The sequence below is a fragment of the Nosocomiicoccus sp. HMSC09A07 genome (assembly GCF_001808485.1).
Taxonomy (GTDB): domain Bacteria; phylum Bacillota; class Bacilli; order Staphylococcales; family Salinicoccaceae; genus Nosocomiicoccus; species Nosocomiicoccus ampullae_A.
Genome location: NZ_KV793632.1, coordinates 1 through 20,425, shown reverse-complemented (window position 1 = coordinate 20,425; position 20,425 = coordinate 1). Strand labels below are relative to the sequence as shown.

19 protein-coding genes are annotated in these 20,425 nt (G+C 37.1%); 13 read left to right on the top strand and 6 right to left on the bottom strand.

What is annotated here, in order from left to right; all coding sequences use genetic code 11:
• Positions 1-12: 12 nt before the first annotated feature.
• Positions 13-1,407 (bottom strand): L-cystine transporter, encoded by a 1,395-nt coding sequence (locus HMPREF3177_RS03215; protein ID WP_070457089.1) that lies wholly within the window; start codon positions 1,405-1,407, stop codon positions 13-15.
• Positions 1,408-1,529: 122 nt separating this feature from the next.
• Here HMPREF3177_RS03215 and HMPREF3177_RS03210 point away from each other — a divergent pair, with 122 nt between their 5' ends.
• Positions 1,530-2,981: an aldehyde dehydrogenase family protein gene (locus HMPREF3177_RS03210; protein WP_070457088.1), complete on the top strand. Its 1,452-nt coding sequence runs from the start codon at positions 1,530-1,532 to the stop codon at positions 2,979-2,981.
• A gap of 68 nt (positions 2,982-3,049) precedes the next feature.
• Here the strand turns inward: HMPREF3177_RS03210 and HMPREF3177_RS03205 are convergent, their stop codons facing one another.
• From HMPREF3177_RS03205 to HMPREF3177_RS03195, 3 genes are all read right to left on the bottom strand, one after another.
• Complete coding sequence (locus HMPREF3177_RS03205) at positions 3,050-4,651, bottom strand: IS1182 family transposase (protein WP_148128597.1); 1,602 nt, start codon at positions 4,649-4,651, stop codon at positions 3,050-3,052.
• Between the two features lie 164 nt (positions 4,652-4,815).
• On the bottom strand, positions 4,816-5,856 hold the full coding sequence (locus HMPREF3177_RS03200; RefSeq protein ID WP_070457087.1) for a PTS sugar transporter subunit IIC: 1,041 nt from the start codon (positions 5,854-5,856) through the stop codon (positions 4,816-4,818).
• 149 nt (positions 5,857-6,005) lie between these two features.
• The gene (locus HMPREF3177_RS03195) at positions 6,006-7,610 is read right to left on the bottom strand and encodes a BCCT family transporter (protein ID WP_070457086.1); all 1,605 of its coding nucleotides are present in this window, start codon (positions 7,608-7,610) and stop codon (positions 6,006-6,008) included.
• A gap of 188 nt (positions 7,611-7,798) precedes the next feature.
• On the opposite strand from HMPREF3177_RS03195, the gene HMPREF3177_RS03190 reads away from it, so the two are divergent.
• The 3 genes from HMPREF3177_RS03190 to HMPREF3177_RS03180 all read left to right on the top strand — a co-directional run bounded on the left by HMPREF3177_RS03190 (position 7,799) and on the right by HMPREF3177_RS03180 (position 10,270).
• Positions 7,799-9,673 carry a heavy metal translocating P-type ATPase gene (locus HMPREF3177_RS03190; RefSeq protein ID WP_068129526.1) on the top strand — a complete coding sequence of 625 codons (1,875 nt, stop codon included), beginning with the start codon at positions 7,799-7,801 and terminating at the stop codon, positions 9,671-9,673.
• 70 nt (positions 9,674-9,743) lie between these two features.
• Positions 9,744-10,001, top strand: a complete 258-nt coding sequence (locus HMPREF3177_RS03185; RefSeq protein WP_068129527.1) for a type II toxin-antitoxin system Phd/YefM family antitoxin — start codon at positions 9,744-9,746, stop codon at positions 9,999-10,001.
• On the top strand, positions 9,998-10,270 hold the full coding sequence (locus tag HMPREF3177_RS03180) for a Txe/YoeB family addiction module toxin (RefSeq protein ID WP_068129529.1): 273 nt from the start codon (positions 9,998-10,000) through the stop codon (positions 10,268-10,270). The genes HMPREF3177_RS03185 and HMPREF3177_RS03180 overlap by 4 nt, the downstream gene beginning before the upstream one ends.
• Positions 10,271-10,300: 30 nt before the next feature.
• On the opposite strand, the gene HMPREF3177_RS03175 is transcribed toward HMPREF3177_RS03180, so the two are convergent.
• Complete coding sequence (locus tag HMPREF3177_RS03175; protein ID WP_070457085.1) at positions 10,301-10,855, bottom strand: NADPH-dependent FMN reductase; 555 nt, start codon at positions 10,853-10,855, stop codon at positions 10,301-10,303.
• Positions 10,856-11,045: 190 nt separating this feature from the next.
• Here HMPREF3177_RS03175 and nhaC point away from each other — a divergent pair, with 190 nt between their 5' ends.
• From nhaC to HMPREF3177_RS03155, 4 genes are all read left to right on the top strand, one after another.
• The gene (gene nhaC / locus HMPREF3177_RS03170) at positions 11,046-12,512 is read left to right on the top strand and encodes a Na+/H+ antiporter NhaC (protein WP_070457084.1); all 1,467 of its coding nucleotides are present in this window, start codon (positions 11,046-11,048) and stop codon (positions 12,510-12,512) included.
• Between the two features lie 110 nt (positions 12,513-12,622).
• A complete protein-coding gene (locus HMPREF3177_RS03165; RefSeq protein ID WP_070457083.1) occupies positions 12,623-13,000 on the top strand; it encodes a hypothetical protein in 378 nt (125 codons plus the stop codon).
• A 59-nt stretch (positions 13,001-13,059) separates the two neighbouring features.
• The gene (locus tag HMPREF3177_RS03160; RefSeq protein WP_070457082.1) at positions 13,060-13,650 is read left to right on the top strand and encodes a ribonuclease H1 domain-containing protein; all 591 of its coding nucleotides are present in this window, start codon (positions 13,060-13,062) and stop codon (positions 13,648-13,650) included.
• Entirely contained in the window at positions 13,651-14,427 is a 777-nt protein-coding gene (locus tag HMPREF3177_RS03155; RefSeq protein WP_070457081.1) for a Cof-type HAD-IIB family hydrolase, read from the top strand. It abuts the gene before it with no gap.
• A gap of 37 nt (positions 14,428-14,464) precedes the next feature.
• Here the strand turns inward: HMPREF3177_RS03155 and HMPREF3177_RS03150 are convergent, their stop codons facing one another.
• On the bottom strand, positions 14,465-15,118 hold the full coding sequence (locus tag HMPREF3177_RS03150; RefSeq protein WP_070457080.1) for a metal-dependent transcriptional regulator: 654 nt from the start codon (positions 15,116-15,118) through the stop codon (positions 14,465-14,467).
• A gap of 146 nt (positions 15,119-15,264) precedes the next feature.
• On the opposite strand from HMPREF3177_RS03150, the gene HMPREF3177_RS03145 reads away from it, so the two are divergent.
• The 5 genes from HMPREF3177_RS03145 to HMPREF3177_RS03125 all read left to right on the top strand — a co-directional run bounded on the left by HMPREF3177_RS03145 (position 15,265) and on the right by HMPREF3177_RS03125 (position 20,172).
• The gene (locus HMPREF3177_RS03145; protein ID WP_070457079.1) at positions 15,265-16,569 is read left to right on the top strand and encodes a pyrimidine-nucleoside phosphorylase; all 1,305 of its coding nucleotides are present in this window, start codon (positions 15,265-15,267) and stop codon (positions 16,567-16,569) included.
• 8 nt (positions 16,570-16,577) lie between these two features.
• On the top strand, positions 16,578-17,723 hold the full coding sequence (locus HMPREF3177_RS03140) for a UTP--glucose-1-phosphate uridylyltransferase (protein ID WP_083286861.1): 1,146 nt from the start codon (positions 16,578-16,580) through the stop codon (positions 17,721-17,723).
• The gene (locus tag HMPREF3177_RS03135; RefSeq protein WP_070457077.1) at positions 17,724-18,398 is read left to right on the top strand and encodes a PAQR family membrane homeostasis protein TrhA; all 675 of its coding nucleotides are present in this window, start codon (positions 17,724-17,726) and stop codon (positions 18,396-18,398) included.
• Between the two features lie 95 nt (positions 18,399-18,493).
• Positions 18,494-19,540, top strand: coding sequence for an Mrp/NBP35 family ATP-binding protein (locus HMPREF3177_RS03130; protein WP_070457076.1), 1,047 nt, complete (start codon positions 18,494-18,496; stop codon positions 19,538-19,540).
• Positions 19,537-20,172 carry a KinB-signaling pathway activation protein gene (locus HMPREF3177_RS03125; RefSeq protein WP_070457075.1) on the top strand — a complete coding sequence of 212 codons (636 nt, stop codon included), beginning with the start codon at positions 19,537-19,539 and terminating at the stop codon, positions 20,170-20,172. Before HMPREF3177_RS03130 ends, HMPREF3177_RS03125 begins: the two co-directional genes overlap by 4 nt.
• Positions 20,173-20,425 lie beyond the last annotated feature (253 nt).

The window sequence follows — 20,425 nt, the reverse complement described above, 5'->3', positions numbered from 1 at the left end:
ACCGTAAAAAAGTTAGATATTTGAAGTTGTAAGTTCATCGTAAGACATATTATCGTAAGTGTCTTTATCTAATGTACCGTCAGTTTTTGCTGTTACAGTACCTGCGACCATAGAGTCACTAACGTTTAATGCTGTACGTCCCATATCGATTAACGGCTCAACAGAAATTAATACTGCAGCGAGTGCGACTGGTAAGTTCATCGTACTTAAAACGATAATGGCAGCAAACGTCGCACCGCCTCCTACACCAGCGATACCAAGGCTTGTAACTACGATAACGACGATTAACGTGAGTATAAACTGTAAGTCAACATTCACTCCAGCAACTGGTGCAACCATTATCGCAAGCATTGATGGGTAAATTCCTGCACATCCATTTTGTCCAATCGATAATCCGAAACTTGCAGAGAAGTTTGCAACACTTGACGGAACACCGAGACGTGTCGTTTGAGTTTGAATATTTAACGGTAACGCACCTGCACTTGAACGTGACGTAAATGCGAATAGTAACACTTCAGCCGTCTTTTTAACGTAAGTGAATGGGTTTAACCCCGTTAATGCAATAATAATTAAATGAACGATAAACATCGCAATGAGTGCAACGTAAGACGCGACGACGAATAAGCTTAAATCCACTAAAGCTCTAAAGTCACTTGTTGCAACAGTATTTGCCATAATTGCTAAAATTCCGTATGGCGTTAAGCGTAAAATGATTTTAACGAGTTCCATGACGAAATCGTTGAGGATTAAAATCCCCTCTGATAATTTGTTTGCACGTACTTCATCGTGTTTTTTAAACTTTAATAAACTATATCCGAGTAATGCTGTGAAAATTACGACCGCAATTGTCGAAGCACCACGCTGACCTGTAAAGTCTAAAAATGGATTTGCTGGGATCAGTTGCGTAATTTGTTCTGGTAACGTTAACCCTTCAATTTCTGAAGCTGTAGATTCAATATCTAAACTACGTGCGTTTTCAGCTTCCCCTAAATTAATACTTGAAGCGTCTAAGTTAAATGCGATAGCTGTCGTAATACCAATTACCGCAGAAATTGCAACGGTAATGAGTAAAATCGAAATCGCCTTAACTGCAGACTTTAAAAATTTCTCTCTAACTTCTAATTTCGCAAATGCACTTAAGATTGATACGAAGATCAGTGGAATAACGATCATACGTAGTAATCGAATGAAGCCATTTCCGATGAGGCCCATCCAACCTGTCGTTTGAGTCGTAACGTATGAATCAGCACCATATAGAAGCTGAAGAATTCCTCCGAATACTAAACCAATACCGAGTGCGATTAATACGCGGTATGAAAATTTAATATGCTTTTTTTGCATGAAAAAAACTCCAACAAGGAGCGCAAAAAATACAACTAGATTTATAATAATAAATGTAGCGTCCATGAATAACATCCTTCTTAAAATTTTGATAAATCGATTATAGGACATTTTTAATTCCTAGTAAATAGATATGTTTTGAATTAATAAAATATTTTTTGGGTATAGTATAAAAATGGAGTGATGATATGAATATATTTTTAACTTTAAATAAAAGTTATATAGATGGAAAATTTGTTGAAGGCGACAGTGGAGAAGTATTTCAGTCGTTAAACCCGTTTGACGACTCGTTGGTTGCAGAAATTCCGCTCGCGAGTTTAGAGCAAACGAACAAGGCATTTGAAGTTGCGGATAACAGTGAATGGAAACACAATCCGAAACAACGTAAGAAAGTACTTAAAAACCTTATCAAACTATTTATACAGCATAGAAAAAATATCGTAGACGTCTTAATTAAAGAGAGTGGAAGTACGTTTGTTAAAGCGAATGCTGAATACGTTGCGACGATTAATATTTTAAGAGAGTCTTTAAAATTAGTAGAAAAGATTGGACACGTTGGAAATCGTTCATCTCTTATACCAGGTAAGAAAAATTTAATTTACCGCTCACCAAAAGGAGTAGTGTCGTCCGTTGCGCCATTTAACTTCCCGTTACATTTATCGATGCGTACAATTGCGCCAGCACTAGCGTTAGGCAATGCGGTCGTCCATAAACCAGACGTTCAAACAGGAATCGTGAGTGGGTCGATACCGGCAGTATTATTAAGAGAAGCGGGAGTACCGAGTAACGTTTTTCAGATGGTGTTAACTGAACCGAAACTTGTTGGTGAGGTATTTTTTACGCATGAGAAAATTAATGCGATTAGTTTTACAGGATCGACTGCAGTTGGTAAACACATTCGTAAAGTAACAAACGATAGATTTATATCGACAGCGCTAGAACTTGGCGGGAATAGTCCTTTTATCGTTATGGATGATGCGAATTTAGATCATGCAGTACGTGCGTTAATTCCTGGGAAATTTTTACATTCCGGTCAAATATGTATGAGTGTAAATCGAATCATCGTTCATGAATCAGTATATGAAGAGTTTATCGATAAATTTAAAGCGGCAACTGAAAATTTAAAAATGAGTGTCGAACACAATAAAGTTGGAATCATCGGTCCGATTATTAATAAAACACAGCTTGAAAAAACTAAGAAATTTATCGAAATGGCAAAAGAGTCTGGAGAAATGGTGTTAGAAGGTGAAGTGAGTGGTAATTTTGTCACACCATTTATCTTTAAAGATATTAAAAATGACAGTGAGATCGCACAAACTGAATTATTTAGTCCGATAGCGTTAATTATAAAAGCACGTTCTAACGATGAGGCGATTCGTTTTGCAAACGATACAGATTACGGATTATCGGCTGCGATATTTACTGAAGATGTTGAAAAAGGTCAAATGTATGCGGAACAAATAGAAAGTGGTATGGTACACGTCAATGAACAAACGGTTCTTGATTTTCCGAATATACCGTTTGGTGGCGTTAAAAATAGTGGTATGGGACGTTACGGGAATCCATATGTGTTAGAAGATTTTACAGATTTAAAATGGATGAGTACTCAGCGTGGGCCGTTACCATATCCGTTTAATTAAAAAAGGGGCTGGGACAAATGATTCCACTCCTTAGGTAAAACAGCCTAGAAATCTTCTGTTTAAGATTTCTAGGCTGTTTTTTTAGTTTTGATTTTAAAATTTGCCGACTGACAGGTAAGCTTTCTTAAGTTTACCGCCATTAAGGCGATACCTAACTCATTTCTCACAGCGTCTTTGCCACGGACAGACATCCGTGTGAAACCTAAATTAGCCTTCAAGTTTCCAAAAGTTGTCTCGACATCGATTTTGCGTTGCGCATATCGACGACGACCTTCCGGACTTGAAAGCAACTTGTTTGCCTGAGCTTTGAAATACTCTAGGTTCATATTTTTTCGAATCTGCTTTGGACGAGAAGATGTAGAACTTTTACACAGTGTCATTAATGGACAGTCTTCACATGATTCAGATTCATAAATTTTATAGACTCTCTGGTGACCATATTTATCTGTTTGAGTTGTATGATGATTTAAATATAAGCGACGATTATTTGGACATATATAATAATCATCAAGTTCATCGTATGGCCAATGATTTGGATGCATCTCATCTGATTTAAACTTCCGTTTTTGTTCTCTGTGATATGTATTGTACGGAATCAAAGCCTGTCTCTCATATTTATCAGCGATGCATTCATAGTTTGATTCACTCCCATATCCCGCATCTGCGACAATGTATTGGGGTAAATGTTCAAATGTATGTGCCATTGTATAAAGAAACGGATCAAGTGTTCGCGTATCTGTTGGGTTCCAAAAAATATCGTAACCTAGGACATACTGCTGATTTGTTGCGATCTGTAAATTGTACCCTGCCTTGAGTTGTCCATTCTGCATGTGATCCTCTTTCATACGCATAAACGTCGCATCTGTATCTGTCTTCGAATAACTATTCCGTTCACCGATCAATGTGCGCTGTTTCTGATAAACTAATCGTCGTTCGAGATAATCTTTAAATGCTTTTTTAGAACGTCGAATTTCTGAACGTTTTTTTCGAATTTCTCTTCGTGCTACAACATCCGTTGTTCGTTTTATGTCTTGCGTATGGGATGTTTCAACTTCTGTCAGTTCGGCATGGATAACTGCGATTTCTTCTGCAGTAAGCGGAGTGTCTGACTCTCGTTCAATTTCAGGAATAATATTTGTATCTACGAGTTCATGATATTTCTTTTTTGATTTTTCGAGGAGTTGCGATTCATAACGATCAATATTTTTTCTAAACACAAATGTATACTTGTTTGCATTGGCTTCAATCTTTGTTCCATCTATAAATATTGCGTCTGAATCAATGAGACCATTTGACTCAAGTTGAACTCTAAACTGAATAAAAGCAGATTGAAGTAATGCAGCCATTTGAGGATGTACACGAAAACGATTGATTGTTCGGTAAGAAGGTGTGTGATCTTGTGCTAACCATTTCATTCGAATACTATCGTGGAGCAGGGCTTCGATTTTTCGTCCAGAAAATATAGACTGACTATATGCACAGAGTAAGATTTTTAACATCATTTTGGGATGATAAGAAGAAGCCCCTTGATTCGTACGAAAGTTTTCAAACACAGTATTTGGGATACTTTCTACCAAGTTATGTATCGTTATTGAGATGTCATTTTCGGGGATAAGTACTTCTAAATCCATTGGCAGTGTGATTTGATTCATGTTATAATTCTTATACATAAGATTCCTCTTTTCGTGTTTGTGTAGTTACTTACATTGTATCTGAGGGTCTTATTTTTTTGTACTAATAATGTGTTGAATTCAACATAAAAAAGCGCACACTACTCCCCCAAGGAGTAGTGTGCGCTTTTTAATTTAGGATAGACTTATGTCCCAGTCCCTTTTTATGGTTTAAATAAGAACATTTCTCTCGTATATTTTGGTAGAAACTTTAAGCATAGTTTGTCGACGATAAATGCAGCGATGACAGGAACGATGAGATACGCCACTGTAAGTTTAGCGATATTCATACTCGTACTACCGTCCATTAACGCTAACGAGTTAATTGGACCAACTAATCCTGTGTGACCAAAACCTGCTGACATCGGTGTACCTTGAACGTTCATAAAGTATCCTGTCGCACCGACGATAATTCCGTTAATGACTAACGGCACTGCGATAATTGGGTTTTTGAAGTACACAGGCATCATCATTTTACCTGTACCGATGATGAGAGCGATAATCGTACCTTTGTTGTTAATTCCAATTGAACCGAATAAAAACGTCATACATGCTGTTAAAATTCCTAAGTTTGCTGCACCACTCGCAAGTCCAGAAAGACTTACAACAGTCGCAATCGCAACGAGTGAAATTGGTGTTGCGAGAAATGCAGAGTAAAATACACAAATTAAAATCGTCATGAGAAGCGGATTTAAATCTGTAAAGTGCGCAATTAATTCACCTAAACTTGTCGTCACAAGTTTTGAGTACGGTAAGATCATTAATCCGATTAAACCGGGAACGACACCACCGAGAAACGGTAAAAATACGATGTTCAGAGATCCGAGTTTATCGCCAATGAATACGATAATAGCCGCTGCAATAATGAGCGTAATTAAAACGTTAATTAGATCTCCCATTCCTTGTAAACGGACACCCGTTTCTTCAAACACTAACGCTCCAGAACCAATTAACGCTGCTCCACCTAAAATAACGCTACGAATTCCGTCAAACTTTAAGTTCATCCCCGCTAATACACCAATAATCACTGACGTAATTAACTGAAACGAACTGACTGCATTACCGATCGTTATAAAGATATCAGAATAACGTCCAAAAAACTTTAGTACTTCTCCGAGTAATGCACTAGAAATTAATGCAACGACGATACCAATCGCCATCCCATTTAATATATTAAAAAAGAAATCCTTTTTAGACATTTTCATACGAAAGAATCACTCCGTAATATGTATTTTTCATAATCATATCCCTTATATGGTGAATAAACAATATGTATTTTGAAAGGTTGAATAAAATTTTGATTATTAAATAAAAATAAAAAACCTTACCGATATAAAAATCGGTAAGGATTATTTTAGAATACGTTGTCTGGATTTTCTCTTTCCATATCTGTATTTGGATGTTCTTCTACATGTTCATGATACTCTTCTAACTTATCTTGGTCTGGCGTTATAGTAAGTCCTAAGTTTCGTCTTTCTAAATCTGCGTCTTTATAGAAACTGATTGTCATTAGGATAATTACGATACTAAATGGGAAAGCAGATATAATCGCTGCTGATTGTAACGCGCCTAGACCTTCGTCACCGCCCGTGAGCAATAGTACAAATGCGATGAGTGACAGTAATACTCCCCAAATGACTTTAATTCCTTTAGGTGGTTGTAACGTTCCGTATGACGTTTGCATACCTAAAACGAATGTCGCTGAGTCCGCTGATGTAATAAAGAATATCGATACTAATAGTATTGCGATTGTTGAAAGTACGACACTTAGTGGTAATTCATTAAATATCGCAAATAACTGTGTTTCTGGTGGTAACGCTAATATGCTGTCTGAATTTTGAGCGACAGTAATTCCTGTCGTTCCAAATACACTAAACCAAATTAAGCTTACGATTGTTGGAACGAGTAATACTGCAATAACAAACTGTCTAATTGAACGTCCTTTTGATACACGTGCAATAAATATACCAACGAAAGGACTCCAACTGATCCACCAACCCCAGTAGTAAATGGTCCAGCTTTTCAGCCATTCAGATTTTTGCTCATAGAGAGGGGCTACGTCGAAACTGTTTTGTAAAAATGTTCCGAGGTAAGATCCTGCAGTTGTTGTCATCATATTTAAAATAAGGATCGTTGGCCCTATGAAAAATAGAGCAACTAATAATAGTACTGCAAGTGACATATTAATGTTACTTAAATATTGAATCCCTTTAGATAATCCACTCCAAGCACTCGCTAAGAATAGAATTGTAACAACAAAAATAATTATAAACTGTACTAAAATATTTTGAGGCACATTAAATAAATAATTCAGACCTGCGTTAATTTGTAACGTACCTACACCTAAAGATACCGCAACCCCAATAACAGTTGCGAATACCGCAAGTACGTCGACGACTGTACCTAATGGACCATCTACTCGATCTCCAAAAATAGGTCTTAACGTTTTAGACAGTAAACCATCTTCGTTCTTTCTAAACTGGAAGTATGCGAGAGATAACGCAACGATTCCATATACCGCCCACGGATGGAATCCGTAGTGGAATATCGTTGAACGCATTGACTCCATGAATGCTTCTTTAGTTTCTCTGTCAGTTGATGGTGGTGCTAGATAATGGGAAATAGGTTCTGATGCCCCGTAGAACACAAGGCCGATCCCCATACCGGCACTGAATAACATCGCTAACCAAGAAATTGTCCTGAATTCAGGTTCGTCATTCGGTTTACCAAGTTTTAATTTTCCAATCGGACTAAATATTAAAAATACTGAAAATAAAATAATTACCGTAACAAGTATCATGTAATACCAACCAAAAGTAACTGTAATATAGTTACTTAATGCTCCAGTCATTTCACCGAATCTTGCTGGCATAAACATACCAAATAAAACAAGAATTAGTACTAAAATTGACGCGTATTTAAACACTGGTGATATTTTTTGCTTACTTTTCTCGGTCATTTTAACACTCCTTTTTTATACACAAGTATATAGACTAACATATTGATACTCATAATAAAAGGGTATTTGAAAATAAAGTAATAATATCTAGTCTAATCTATTGTATTTCTTATTTAAAATTATTATAATTAAGTGTAGATAGAGCATTAAATTAAATGATAATTTTCTAAATTAGTAGGTGAACAACTTTGAAAAAATGGCTACAAAATAAAGGCTTTCGAAATACGGTTATTTGTGCATTCCTTATTATTATAGGGATTGTACTTCAGTACCAAGGCCTTGAAAATGTTGCGATTCCAGTATTTATTGCTGCTTTTTTAATCGGGGGATATTATAGCGCAAAAAACGGAATCGAAGAACTGATTCACGACAAACATTTAAACGTAGACGTACTGATGATTTTAGCTGCCGTTGGTGCATCGATCATCGGTTATTGGATGGAAGGTGCACTGTTAATTTTCATTTTCAGTCTTGCTGAAGCAATGGAATCGATGGCAAACGAAAAAAGCCGAAACGCGATTTCTGAGTTAATGAACTTAACGCCAGACGAAGCACGTCGTTACAATGAAAACGGCGAAATTGAAGTCGTTCCAACTGCTGAGCTAAAAGTTGGAGATCAAGTTCAAGTGCCACGCGGTGAAACAATTCCAATTGACGGAAAACTACTTTCAACTGACACGGTTGTTAACGAAGCATCTGTTACAGGTGAATCCGTTCCTGTTGAAAAAGTAACAGGAGACGAGGTCGTCGGGGGGACGATTAACGAAGGTAACAGAATCGATATGGAAGTCACAGTTGAAGACAGTAACACGTTATTTGCTAAAATTATTCGACTTGTCGATGAAGCGCAGTCTTCACCAAGTAAAACAGCGAGTTTTATTGAGTCAATTGAAGATACTTATGTAAAAGTTGTATTAGTCGGGGTTCCGTTATTTATCGCTTTAGCGTACTTTGTACTCGACTGGGGTTGGACAGAGTCGTTTTACCGTGGGATGGTACTTTTAACAGTTGCGTCACCATGTGCATTAGTCGCAAGTGCAACACCTGCAACACTTTCAGCAATTTCAAACGCTGCACGTAACGGAATGGTGTTTAAAGGCGGTCAAACGATTGACAACACGAATGCGTTAAATGCGATTATATTTGACAAAACAGGTACGTTAACAGTCGGTGAGCCTGCTGTTACAGATGTTTATTACGTAGATGGTGTCGACCACGCACATGTCGATGAGGTTATTAAAAGTGCGGAATCAGGATCTATGCATCCAATTGCAGTAGCGATTTTAGATTACTTAGAAGACACGCCACTCATTGAACTCGATCACGTTGAGGATATTACAGGTAAAGGATTCTTAATTCAAAACAAAGGTAGCGAATGGAAAGTCGGAAAGCATAGTTATGTGTTAGATGAATCTAATATTCAGCTATCTGAAGAAGTGAAGCGTGTCGTAATTGAAAAAGAATCGACAGGAAACACGGTAATTTTCGTGAGTCGTGATAACGAGTTACAAGCGTTTTATGCGCTAGAAGACGTCGTGAAAGAAAATGCGAAAATTGCGATTGAAAAACTTAATAACATGGGTATTCAAACGATTATGGTTACGGGTGATAATGAAAATACCGGAAAGCATATCGCAAAACAAGTTGGTATTAAAGAAGTTCATGCAAATAAAATGCCAGATGAAAAATCTTCTATATTAGATGAATTAAAAGAAAAATATGGTAACATCGGAATGGTTGGAGATGGTGTAAACGATGCACCGGCGTTAGCGAAATCTTCAGTTGGATTTGCGATGGGTTCAGGAACAGATATCGCAATGGAAACAGCAGACGTCGTACTTATTAAAGACGACTTAACGATGATACCGTACTCTATAGGATTATCTAAAAAGATGAAACGAATCGTCATTGCGAACGTTTTATTTGCAATTGCGGTCATCGCGTTACTCATCATTGCGAACCTTTTCCAAGCAATAAACTTACCACTAGGAGTCATTGGCCACGAAGGATCAACAATTCTAGTTATATTAAATGGTTTAAGATTATTAGCGTATAGAGATTAAACATTTGTATTCTTGATGAATAATAGCTTATAATAAACGTACATATAAACGTACGTTTGGAGTGAAGGATATGGAAATTATTACACCCACAAAGGCTAGGGAAAATTTTTATAATATTTTAAAAGAAGTTAATGAAAGTCATAGTCCAATAGTTATTAGTGGTAGCAAATCAAACTCTGAAGCAGTCCTTATTAGTAAAGAAGATTGGGATAGTATTAATGAAACGCTATATTTAGAAAATAACGGTGTATTAAATGTAGTTAGAGAACGAATGGAAGATAATAGTGGTTGGACAGATATTGACGATATCAATTGGGATGAGCTATGAGCGTAACACAGTATAAAGTTATTATTAAAAATAGTGCAAAGACCGATTTGAAAAAGATTAAGCAATCAAACTTAAAGTATAACTTTATGAAGATTATAGAGACATTAAAAAATGATCCCTTTAAATCGACACAATCATTTAAAAAGCTCGTACCAAAAAGTGAGGGAAGATATTCTAGAAGAATTAACCATCAACACAGAGTGGTTTATACAGTAAATGAAGATGAGAAAATCGTCTATATTTACTCATGCTGGTCTCATTATGAATAAACGCCGAGTACAGTTGTACTCGGCGTTATTTTATTTGTTCTTACGTTTACTAAATGATTGATGTGCCTCGGCGATGTCGATTGTTTCATCTGCTAAATTATCGAGTCGGTGCAAGATGTTAACGTCTGTGAGTCGCTTTCCTTCGTATGCTTCTGGTGTGATGAATACATATGATGATAGTACGTGTGCTTTCATGTAGTTTAATATTGGCTTCAGCATCATTTCTGCAACTAAGAAATGTCTATTGGATCCTGCTGTTGAGACGATGGATACTGTTTTTCCTTTTAAGCCATTGATTGGTAATAGGTCGAATAAGTTTTTTAGAACTGCAGGGATTGATGCTTGGAACACTGGGAATCCGATAACGATGACGTCAGCGGCTAACATTTTAGAAATAACTTCTTTTGTGTCACCCGACCAGTCTTCATAATGACGACCATCTGCTAAGTTGAGTGTTTTATCTTTTAAATCGATCATCTCGATATTATGAGTATTATAATGTGTTTCAAAATAATCTGTGACGTATTGTAAAGCAGTTGCCGTTTTTGAACCGACATTCGCTCCAACTAATACTAGTATATTCATTACGTTCTCTCCTATAAAATTATCAATTATATCGTATCATTTTCTTGGTGTATTGTAATATATGACGATTAAAATCAGTCAAATTGTTGATGAAAATGTCAGCGATTTTTTGAAAATATTTAAGAAATCGCTACCATTTTTTGTTTTAATCGCTATAATTAAAAAGAGATTATTATTAGGGGGATTTTCAATGAAGGAAAGTAAACTAGAATCACCAAGACAGATTAACGTCTTTTTAGCAATTATACCGTTCATTGTTATGATCTTTTCGATGTATGTTGCGGTGGTTAAATTTGAAATTGATCCGCACGTGCCGTTAATTCTCGGTACGGCAACTGCTGCGATTGTCGCTCTTATTTGTGGTTATAAGTGGGATTCACTTGAAGAATTTATGTATAAAGGAATCAAACTCGCACTACCGGCTGTCGTTATTATTATTTTAGTTGGTCTCGTCATCGGTTCTTGGATCGGTGGAGGTATTGTTGCGACGATGATTTACTACGGTTTAATTTTATTAAATCCTAAATATTTCTTAGTCACGATCATGCTTATCTGTGCATTAGTTGCACTTGCGATTGGAAGCTCATGGTCAACGATGGCAACGATTGGTGTTGCTGGTATGGGTATCGGTATGTCGATGGGGATTGAACCTGCGATGATTGCCGGAGCTGTTATATCTGGAGCTTATTTTGGAGATAAAATGTCACCGCTATCAGACACGACAAACTTAGCTGCTGGTTTAACACACGTACCGTTATTCGATCACATTAAACATATGTTTTACACGACGATTCCAGGGCTTATTATTTCATTAATCGTATTTTTAATTATTGGACTTAAAGTAATTGGTAACGAAACGTTAAATGATGAAGAGGTGAATAGCATGCTCAATGCGATGCAAGATAACTTTGTCATTTCACCGTGGCTATTTTTAGTGCCAGTAATTGTTATCGTTTTAATCGTATTAAAAATGAGTGCTGCACCTGCACTATTCATCGGTGCGATGCTCGGGGTACTTGCTCAAGTATTTGTTCAAGGTGGATCACTCAGCACGTCAATTGACGTCTTAACAAACGGATACGCTTTAGAAAGTGGTAACGAAAGTGTAGATACACTGTTTAACCGCGGTGGATTACTCGACATGATGTATACTGTTTCGATGACAATCGTTGCGATGACTTTCGCAGGGATTATGGAGTACTCAGGCATGCTTCAATCGATTATGAACCAAATTTTAAAAATCGCAAAAGGTACATTTGGTTTAATTTCAGCTACGCTTGCTTCAGCGTTTTTCACAAACGCAACGTGTTCTGAACAATATATTTCAATCGTTGTACCGTCAAGAATGTACTTAAAATCATATATAGACAATAAACTACATCCGAAAAACTTATCACGAAGCTTAGAAGATGGTGGTACGTTAACGTCAGTATTCATCCCGTGGAATACGTGTGGGGTATTTATATATGGAACGTTAGGAGTGTACGCTTGGGATTACGGCCCATACGCGATTTTAAACTTCTCTGTACCAATTATTGCACTCATTTTAGCTGCGACAGGTATTGGGGTTAAATATATTACTGACAGCGAAAAAGAAGAGTTCTTAGAAGATATTTACGGTTCAGAACAAGCGAAACCAGCAAGCAATGAGTTATAATATACGTATGAAACATATTATTAAACTCATTTTAAGTATCTTTTTTGTGTTTTTCATCAGCATATTTACTGATAAAAAACGCGCAAAATAATGGATCGGAGCTGATGATGATGAAACGCTATATTATGTTGATGTCAATGTCGCTACTTTTAGTTGCATGTTCAACGAATACAGATACAAAAGAGCCGTCCGAAAACGTCGAAGAACCAAAAGAAAATATTGAAGAGAAAGATGTAGATAAAGATATGACAAAAACACGTTACATCGTCTCGTTTAATCGTGACGTTACATTAGAAGACTTAAAAGAATATGGTGTAGAAGAATCAGATGTGATTAATGAGATGGACAACATGAACATGAAAACGATCGATCTCGATGAGTCACAATACGAAAGTTTAAAAGAAGCGCCATTTGTCACGCATATTGAAGCGGATGAAGAAATCGGCATTCCCCCAGGGGAAAAAGAAGATAAATCTGATGAAATGTAATATCACGAAGGCAGACTCCGGTCTGCCTTTTTTGGTACAATGAACCGTGGAGGAGACATATGAGTAAATATTATGCAGTACGTAAAGGGAGAAGCCCTGGTATTTATAGAGATTGGGACACTGCAAAGCGCGAAGTGATGGGTTTTAGCGGTGCAGAATATAAATCATTTAAAACTGAAGATGAAGCACTTAAGTTTATGAATTTAAACAAAAAAGAAGATATAAAGTTAGATGGGCTTATCGCGTACGTTGACGGGAGTTACGATAAGCGATCAGAACGCGCAGGATTTGGTGCAATTCTAATTGAAGATGGTAAAGTAATACACGAAGCGTCAAAAGAAATCGCCATTAATAAAGACGACAATTTATGGAACGTCAGCGCTGAAATTGGTGGTGTGCTATATGCAGTTAACTACGCGATTTCACATCAGTACGATAAAATTCACGTCCATTATGACTATGCAGGTTTAGAAAAATGGGCAACGAAAGAGTGGCGCGCCAATAAACCGACAACAAAAGAATATCAGAAGCAAATGGAGCAACTGATGCAACAAATCAAAGTCGACTTTATAAAAGTAAAAGCACACACTGGAGATTTTTATAACGAGCGCGCAGATGATCTTGCAAAACAATCGATTATGGAGGACTAAATGGTGAAAAAATTATTGTTTTTTGACATTGACGGAACACTTTATAATACATCGGTCAAAATACCAGAATCTACAAAACGTGCGATTGAGTCTCTTAAAAAAGATGGACATACGTTAGTCATTGCGACAGGTCGCGCACCGTTTTTATTTAAAAACTTAAGAGAAGAGTTAGGAATCGACTCATATATCGCATTAAACGGACAATACGCAGTCGTTGATGGAGAAGTGATTTACAAAAATCCGATTCCGAGTGACTTGTTAGAAGAAATATCTAAGGACGCTAAAAAACATAACCATCCAGTCGTCTATTTAAACGATACACATATGGTGTCAAATATAAAAAGTCATAGCCGAATCGACGAAGGGCTAGGCTCTTTAAAGTTCGATGAATCACCTGGACATAACGAAAACTTTCATCTTGAAAACGAAGTGTACCAAGGATTACTCTTTTGTACAGAAGATGAAGAAGACTATTATAAAGAAAGATATAGTGAGTTAGACTTTTTAAGATGGCATCGAGTGTCGTTAGACGTAATGCCAAAAGGCGGATCTAAAGCAGAAACAGTTAAAAAAGTGATCGAAAAGCTCGGATTTAATGAAGATGACGTCTATGCATTTGGAGACGGACCGAACGATTATGACATGTTAAAGCTCGTTAAGCACTCTGTTGCGATGGGTAACGGTGTCGATGAAACGAAATCAGTCGCCGAATATGTCACGAGTCACGTCGATGACGACGGATTATATCATGCGTTAAAACATTATAAACTCATTTAAATAAAACAAGCCGTGTCCGTATAAACGGACGCGGCTTTTATAATGGTCGAACGAATATAAATTGTGCGATTGTTGAGGATATATATACGATTTCTCCGTTTGTTTCATTGTATAGTTCGTATGAGTCAAGCATATCATCGAAGTTTTTTACCGTGACGACGTCGTTTATATTTAAGTTTTGGTTTTTAAAGTAATGTACGAGTCGGTCTTCGTTTACGAAACGCTGGATGACGACAGAGTCGTCGATGTTTATGTCCGGTAAGATCTTCGCGTGGCGATCTGCGATTTCCATATCTTCAGGTAAAATTGCTCCGCCATGTGGACAATATTTTGGACGTCCTAGATATTCGTATATTCTTTCAGCGAGTTTATCTGAAGTCGAGTGCTCTAATAGTTCAGCTTCGTCGTGAACCTCATCGATAGAAAAACCAAGTTTTTCAACGAGAAACACTTCCCATAGACGATGTTTATGGACGAGTCGTTTTGCTTCTTCTGCGCCTTCAGCGGTAAGCATACTTCCGTGATACGGCTTTAAATCGATCCAGCCGATTTTAACTAGGCTGTTCATCATCTCAGTAACAGTTGGTGGTGAAATATTGAGTTTTTGAGATATCGATTTATTAGATACTCTAGAAAACTCGCCACCGAGTTCATATATGATTTTTAAGTAATCTTCTCTCGTCGGACTCATGTATAAACCACCCTTCGTTATGTAACTTAATTATGCAATGAATATGAATCTCGTGCAACATTCGTTTATTTTATCATTTAAATAGGATACGTTATAATGTAAGAATAGAAAAATATGTTCGAAAAAAGTTAAGGAAGTGTATGAATATGACAAGAATGATAGACATCATTACAAAAAAACGGGACAATATCGAATTATCAAAAGAAGAGATTAAATCGTTTGTTCAAGGATATACAAATGGAGATATCCCAGATTATCAAGCATCGAGTCTACTGATGGCAATCTTTTTAAACGGTATGACAGAAGATGAAGTTGCAACGTTAACGATGGAAATGGTTGAGTCTGGAGACCAAATCGACTTATCTGGAATCGAAGGGTTTAAAGTAGATAAACACTCGACAGGTGGAGTTGGTGATACTACGACGTTAGTATTAGCACCACTCGTTGCAGCAGTTGGCGTTCCAGTGCCTAAAATGAGTGGAAGAGGGCTAGGGCATACAGGTGGAACGGTTGATAAGCTTGAAGCGATGGAAGGATTCCATGTTGAATTATCTCAAGAAGAATTTATCGATCTCGTAAACAAACAAAAACTTGCACTAGTCGGACAATCAGGTAACTTAACTCCGGCAGATAAGCTGATTTACGCTTTACGTGACGTTACAGGAACAGTAAACTCGATCCCACTAATCGCAAGTTCGATTATGTCTAAAAAAATCGCAGCAGGTGCAGATGGTATCGTTCTCGATGTAAAAGTTGGTGACGGCGCATTTATGAAAAACGAAAAAGACGCAGAGGCACTCGCACATACGATGGTACAAATTGGTAATAATGTCGGACGAAATACGATGGCAGTTATTTCAAGCATGGAAGAGCCACTCGGTTATGCGATTGGTAACGCGCTAGAAGTGATTGAAGCAATTGAAACGTTAAAAGGGAAAGGTCCAGAAGATCTTACGGAATTATCGCTTGTCCTCGGTAGTCAAATGGTTGTTCTTGGTGGCGGTGCAAACAGTTTAGAAGAAGCACGTGGACTATTAGAGAAAGCAATCGAAGATGGTTCGGCACTTGAAAAATTTAGACAACTTATCGTTAGTCAAGGTGGTAACGGTGACGTGATTGATGACTACAGTCTATTACCTACTGCTGAATATACGATTGAAGTAAAATCAGACAAAGCAGGATACGTCACGCAAATTGAGTCTGAAAATATGGGAGTAGCAGCATCGATTTTAGGTGCTGGACGTGAAACGAAAGAAAGTGAGATTGACTTAGCGGTCGGTATCGTTCTAGAGAAAAAAGTTGGAGATAAAGTAGAAGTTGGAGACACACTAGCAGTGATTCACTCTAACAAAGAAAATGTGGATGACGTCATTTCACGCGTTAAAGATTGTTATACGTTTGGTGAAGAAGAAGTTCATCCAACACTCATTAAAAAAGTGATTACAGAATAGAGGTGTATATATTGAAACGATGGATTCCGCAATATGACAAGCTTAGAGAAACATCAAAAGAAAAAGTAGATGCACAGTTAAACGAGCTAGATTTAGAAAGAGTTAAATCTGTCTATGAAGACGTATATGTAAATCAGACGACGTTTGATACGTCAAACGTTGAAGAAGTCCCGTACGTGACAAAAGAAGAGTTAGACGTAGAAGCATTAGAACGTTTAGCACATACATCGATTGAAAACGGAAAAGTCGCGGTACTTTTAATGGCTGGTGGACAAGGGACACGCCTCGGGTACGACGGTCCGAAAGGTACCTTTACGTTTGACGACGTATCGCTTTTTGAACTTCAAGCGCGTCAAATCTTAAAATATAAAAAAGAAGACGTGTTAAACGTTCATTGGTACATTATGACGAGCGACATTAATCACGATGAAACAGTTCAATTTTTCGAAGAAAAAAACTACTTCGGATTACCAAAAGAAAATGTTCACTTCTTTAAGCAAGAGCATTTTCCGTCTCTATCAAAATCTGGAGAGTTACTATTAACTAAAGAAGAAGAAATAATGATTACACCGAACGGAAACGGTGGAATATTTAGTGCGCTTAAAGCGAGCGGTATGCTAGAAGATATGAAATCGCGTGGCGTTGAAGCGGTGTTTATGAATAACGTTGACAATGTCGTCGTAAAAGTACTCGACGAAGTACTTGTCGGTCTTCATTTAGATGAAGAAAATGAAGTGACGTCAAAATCGATCACGCCTAAACTAAATGAAAGTGTCGGTCGACTCGCGTTACTTGACGGTAAGAAAACAGTCGTTGAATACACTGAAATTCCTGACGGAGAAGACGCGTCATTTACAAATGGAAACATCGGGATTCACGTATTTAGTATTCCGTTTATTGAAAAAGCGGCAGAAGCGGATATGCCATATCACCTCGCGCTTAAAAACTTGGAATTTTTAGATGATGATTTAAAGCTAGTAAAAGAAGAAGCGTTAAAATTTGAAAAGTTCTATTTCGACGCATTTATCGTTGCAAATAAACATAAAACGCTTCAAGTGGACCGTGCAGGAGAATTTTCACCACTTAAAAACAAAGAGGGTCAAGATAGTGTGGAAACAGCGCGTCGTGATCTTGAGAGATACGAACTGATATAGATGAAAGAAAATAATATCTCAGTTGAAAAAACTTTAAAACACATTATTCCTTTATCGTTTGGTGAAGAAGTAGGAAATAGCGTCAGTCACGGTGTCGCGACATTTCTATTTATATTTTTACTCCCTTTTACTGCGATATATATGTATGTAGAAGGTGGGACGATGCATGCGTTTGGCGGTAGCGTGTATGTCATTTCAATCATTACGATGTTTTTATCGTCGACGATTTACCATATTATGGCACCAGGCACACATCACAAGTATGTCATGCGTTTAATTGACCATAGTTGTATATACATTGCGATTGCCGGTACGTATACACCAGTCGCGCTTAGCGTTATCGGTGGATTTTCTGGATATACGATTCTCATACTCCAGTGGAGTGCAGCCATTTTAGGTGTACTATATAAGACGTTAAGCCCAAAAGTCAGTCCAAAAATTAGCTTAGCATTTTATCTTGTGATGGGATGGATGATCGTACCGTTTTTACCTGCCGTATTATTTGGTACAAATATTATGTTTTTAGTCATGCTTTTTATAGGTGGCGTATTATATACAATTGGCGCATGGTTCTATGCGCAAAAAGATAAGCGATACTTCCATATGATATGGCACTTCTTTATAATTATCGCGAGTGTCGCTCATTATATCGGTATCGTGTTCTACATGATTTAACATAAAATCAGACTTCATACGCATTTTATTGCATGAAGCAATCGCTTATTATGATAATATAAGTTCAAATAGCGATTATCGAGAGGGGATTTTAAATGATAACAGAGTCAGAAGTACGTCAAATAGTGGAGAGTGTAAACGATCCGATTTTAAACGTACCGATTTCTGAAACGAATGGTATCGAATCAGTCAAAATAATAGAAGATAAAGGACACGTCAGCTTAAAGATTTTAATTGGACGTTTAGGGGGACAAGAACAGTTAGACTTACAAATTAAAATCGTTAATTTATTAAAAGAAGCGGGCGCTAACAGTGTCGGTCTTCGTTTTGACGAATTACCAGAAGAAGAAATTAATAAACATAAAGCGACGATGGGTAACCAATACGAAAGTCAGTTTGATATGGAGAAAACGAAGTTCATCTCTGTAGCATCTGGTAAAGGTGGCGTTGGTAAATCAACGGTTACGGTAAACCTTGCGGTTAAATTACAAAAGCTTGGTAAAAAAGTTGGAATCATCGACGCAGATATATACGGGTTTAGTGTGCCAGATATGATGGGGATTTCAGAGCAACCCGAAATTAAAGATAAAAAAATTATTCCGGTTGAACGCTTCGGGGTTCAAGTTATTTCTATGGGATTCTTTGTTGAAGAGAATACGCCTGTCATTTGGAGAGGGCCGATGCTCGGTAAAATGTTAACGAGCTTCTTTAAAGAAGTAGAATGGGGCGACCTAGACTATCTTCTACTCGATTTACCACCTGGAACAGGAGATGTGGCGCTCGACGTGCATCAAATGTTACCGGAAAGTAAAGAAATTATCGTAACGACACCACATCCAACAGCGGCATTCGTTGCTGCGCGTGCAGGAGCGATGGCGATTCATACGGAACACGAAATTTTAGGTGTTGTAGAGAATATGTCTTATTTTGAAAGTAAAGAAACAGGCAATAAGGAATATATATTCGGTAAAGGTGGCGGACAAAAACTCGCGGAAGAGTTAAACGTGCCGTTACTCGGGCAGATTCCACTTGGCCAACCAAACTTTGACAAAGAAGACTTTGCACCGTCCGTTTACCTTGAAGGTGAAATTAGCGATCATTATGAGAAAATCGCAAAACGCATTATCGAGGAAGAAGAATGAGTTCAAAATATGTTGTTAAGTTTTACTTTACGACGTTAATTATCGGTGTGATTGCGTCTACATTTATCAGTCTGTTTACAGAATATGAAAATGTCACGAGTCATTTGTTTAAAGGGGACTTCTCTGAGTTTTTCATCGGTTTAATATGGATTATAGGATACGGACTTATTATCGCGACTGTCGCACAAGTCGTTTTCTATATTTACTTATTCATTAACCCACTTGGGCTCGGGATATTTAGAGGCATTTGGCCATACGTACAAATACTTCTTATTATGTATGCGATATTCGATCTTTTCTACTTAAGATTTTTCAAGGTTGGAAAAGACCACGGCTCAACGCTTGAGTTTATATGGATACCAATTATTGTCGTAATTGTTGGATTCGTAGTCGCATATGTTAAAAATAAACAAGTCGAAAAGAATATCTTTATACCGTCGTTATTCTTTATGATATTTATGACGTCGTTAACACTACTACCATTTATATCAGTAGAAGATACGACTTGGATATACCGTTCGATATTTACTGTACTCATATTAAATGCGTACCAATTACTTAGATTGCCAAAATATATTGAAGCATCTAAAGAAGATAAAATCGCACGCGGTATCGTTAACAAAGACAAATAAAAGTCTATAACTTTAGAGCGCTACACCAGCGCTCTAAAGTTTTTTAAAAAAAGATATATTTTTACGCTTGACCATCTTTTGTTTACTTGGTATTATATAAAAGTCGTCAAAATCAAGAAACGACAGACACACGAAAAATAAATTTTATAATATCAAAAAATAACTTGCTTTAATTTTTTGAACGTGCTATAGTAGATATTGCGCTTTTCAAAAGTGCGCCAAATGAACATTGAAAACTGAATGACAATATGTC

What these genes read in the sequence shown, in the direction of transcription:
- HMPREF3177_RS03150 (WP_070457080.1), bottom strand. Translation starts at nt 15,118, where the DNA reads ATGAGTCCGACGAGAGAAGATTACTTAAAAATCATATATGAACTCGGT.
- HMPREF3177_RS03200 (WP_070457087.1), bottom strand. Translation starts at nt 5,856, where the DNA reads ATGAAAATGTCTAAAAAGGATTTCTTTTTTAATATATTAAATGGGATG.
- HMPREF3177_RS03175 (WP_070457085.1), bottom strand. Translation starts at nt 10,855, where the DNA reads ATGAATATACTAGTATTAGTTGGAGCGAATGTCGGTTCAAAAACGGCA.
- HMPREF3177_RS03160 (WP_070457082.1), top strand. Translation starts at nt 13,060, where the DNA reads ATGAGTAAATATTATGCAGTACGTAAAGGGAGAAGCCCTGGTATTTAT.
- HMPREF3177_RS03195 (WP_070457086.1), bottom strand. Translation starts at nt 7,610, where the DNA reads ATGACCGAGAAAAGTAAGCAAAAAATATCACCAGTGTTTAAATACGCG.
- HMPREF3177_RS03185 (WP_068129527.1), top strand. Translation starts at nt 9,744, where the DNA reads ATGGAAATTATTACACCCACAAAGGCTAGGGAAAATTTTTATAATATT.
- nhaC (WP_070457084.1), top strand. Translation starts at nt 11,046, where the DNA reads ATGAAGGAAAGTAAACTAGAATCACCAAGACAGATTAACGTCTTTTTA.
- HMPREF3177_RS03155 (WP_070457081.1), top strand. Translation starts at nt 13,651, where the DNA reads ATGGTGAAAAAATTATTGTTTTTTGACATTGACGGAACACTTTATAAT.
- HMPREF3177_RS03145 (WP_070457079.1), top strand. Translation starts at nt 15,265, where the DNA reads ATGACAAGAATGATAGACATCATTACAAAAAAACGGGACAATATCGAA.
- HMPREF3177_RS03135 (WP_070457077.1), top strand. Translation starts at nt 17,724, where the DNA reads ATGAAAGAAAATAATATCTCAGTTGAAAAAACTTTAAAACACATTATT.
- HMPREF3177_RS03210 (WP_070457088.1), top strand. Translation starts at nt 1,530, where the DNA reads ATGAATATATTTTTAACTTTAAATAAAAGTTATATAGATGGAAAATTT.
- HMPREF3177_RS03130 (WP_070457076.1), top strand. Translation starts at nt 18,494, where the DNA reads ATGATAACAGAGTCAGAAGTACGTCAAATAGTGGAGAGTGTAAACGAT.
- HMPREF3177_RS03165 (WP_070457083.1), top strand. Translation starts at nt 12,623, where the DNA reads ATGAAACGCTATATTATGTTGATGTCAATGTCGCTACTTTTAGTTGCA.
- HMPREF3177_RS03205 (WP_148128597.1), bottom strand. Translation starts at nt 4,651, where the DNA reads ATGTATAAGAATTATAACATGAATCAAATCACACTGCCAATGGATTTA.
- HMPREF3177_RS03180 (WP_068129529.1), top strand. Translation starts at nt 9,998, where the DNA reads ATGAGCGTAACACAGTATAAAGTTATTATTAAAAATAGTGCAAAGACC.
- HMPREF3177_RS03215 (WP_070457089.1), bottom strand. Translation starts at nt 1,407, where the DNA reads ATGGACGCTACATTTATTATTATAAATCTAGTTGTATTTTTTGCGCTC.
- HMPREF3177_RS03125 (WP_070457075.1), top strand. Translation starts at nt 19,537, where the DNA reads ATGAGTTCAAAATATGTTGTTAAGTTTTACTTTACGACGTTAATTATC.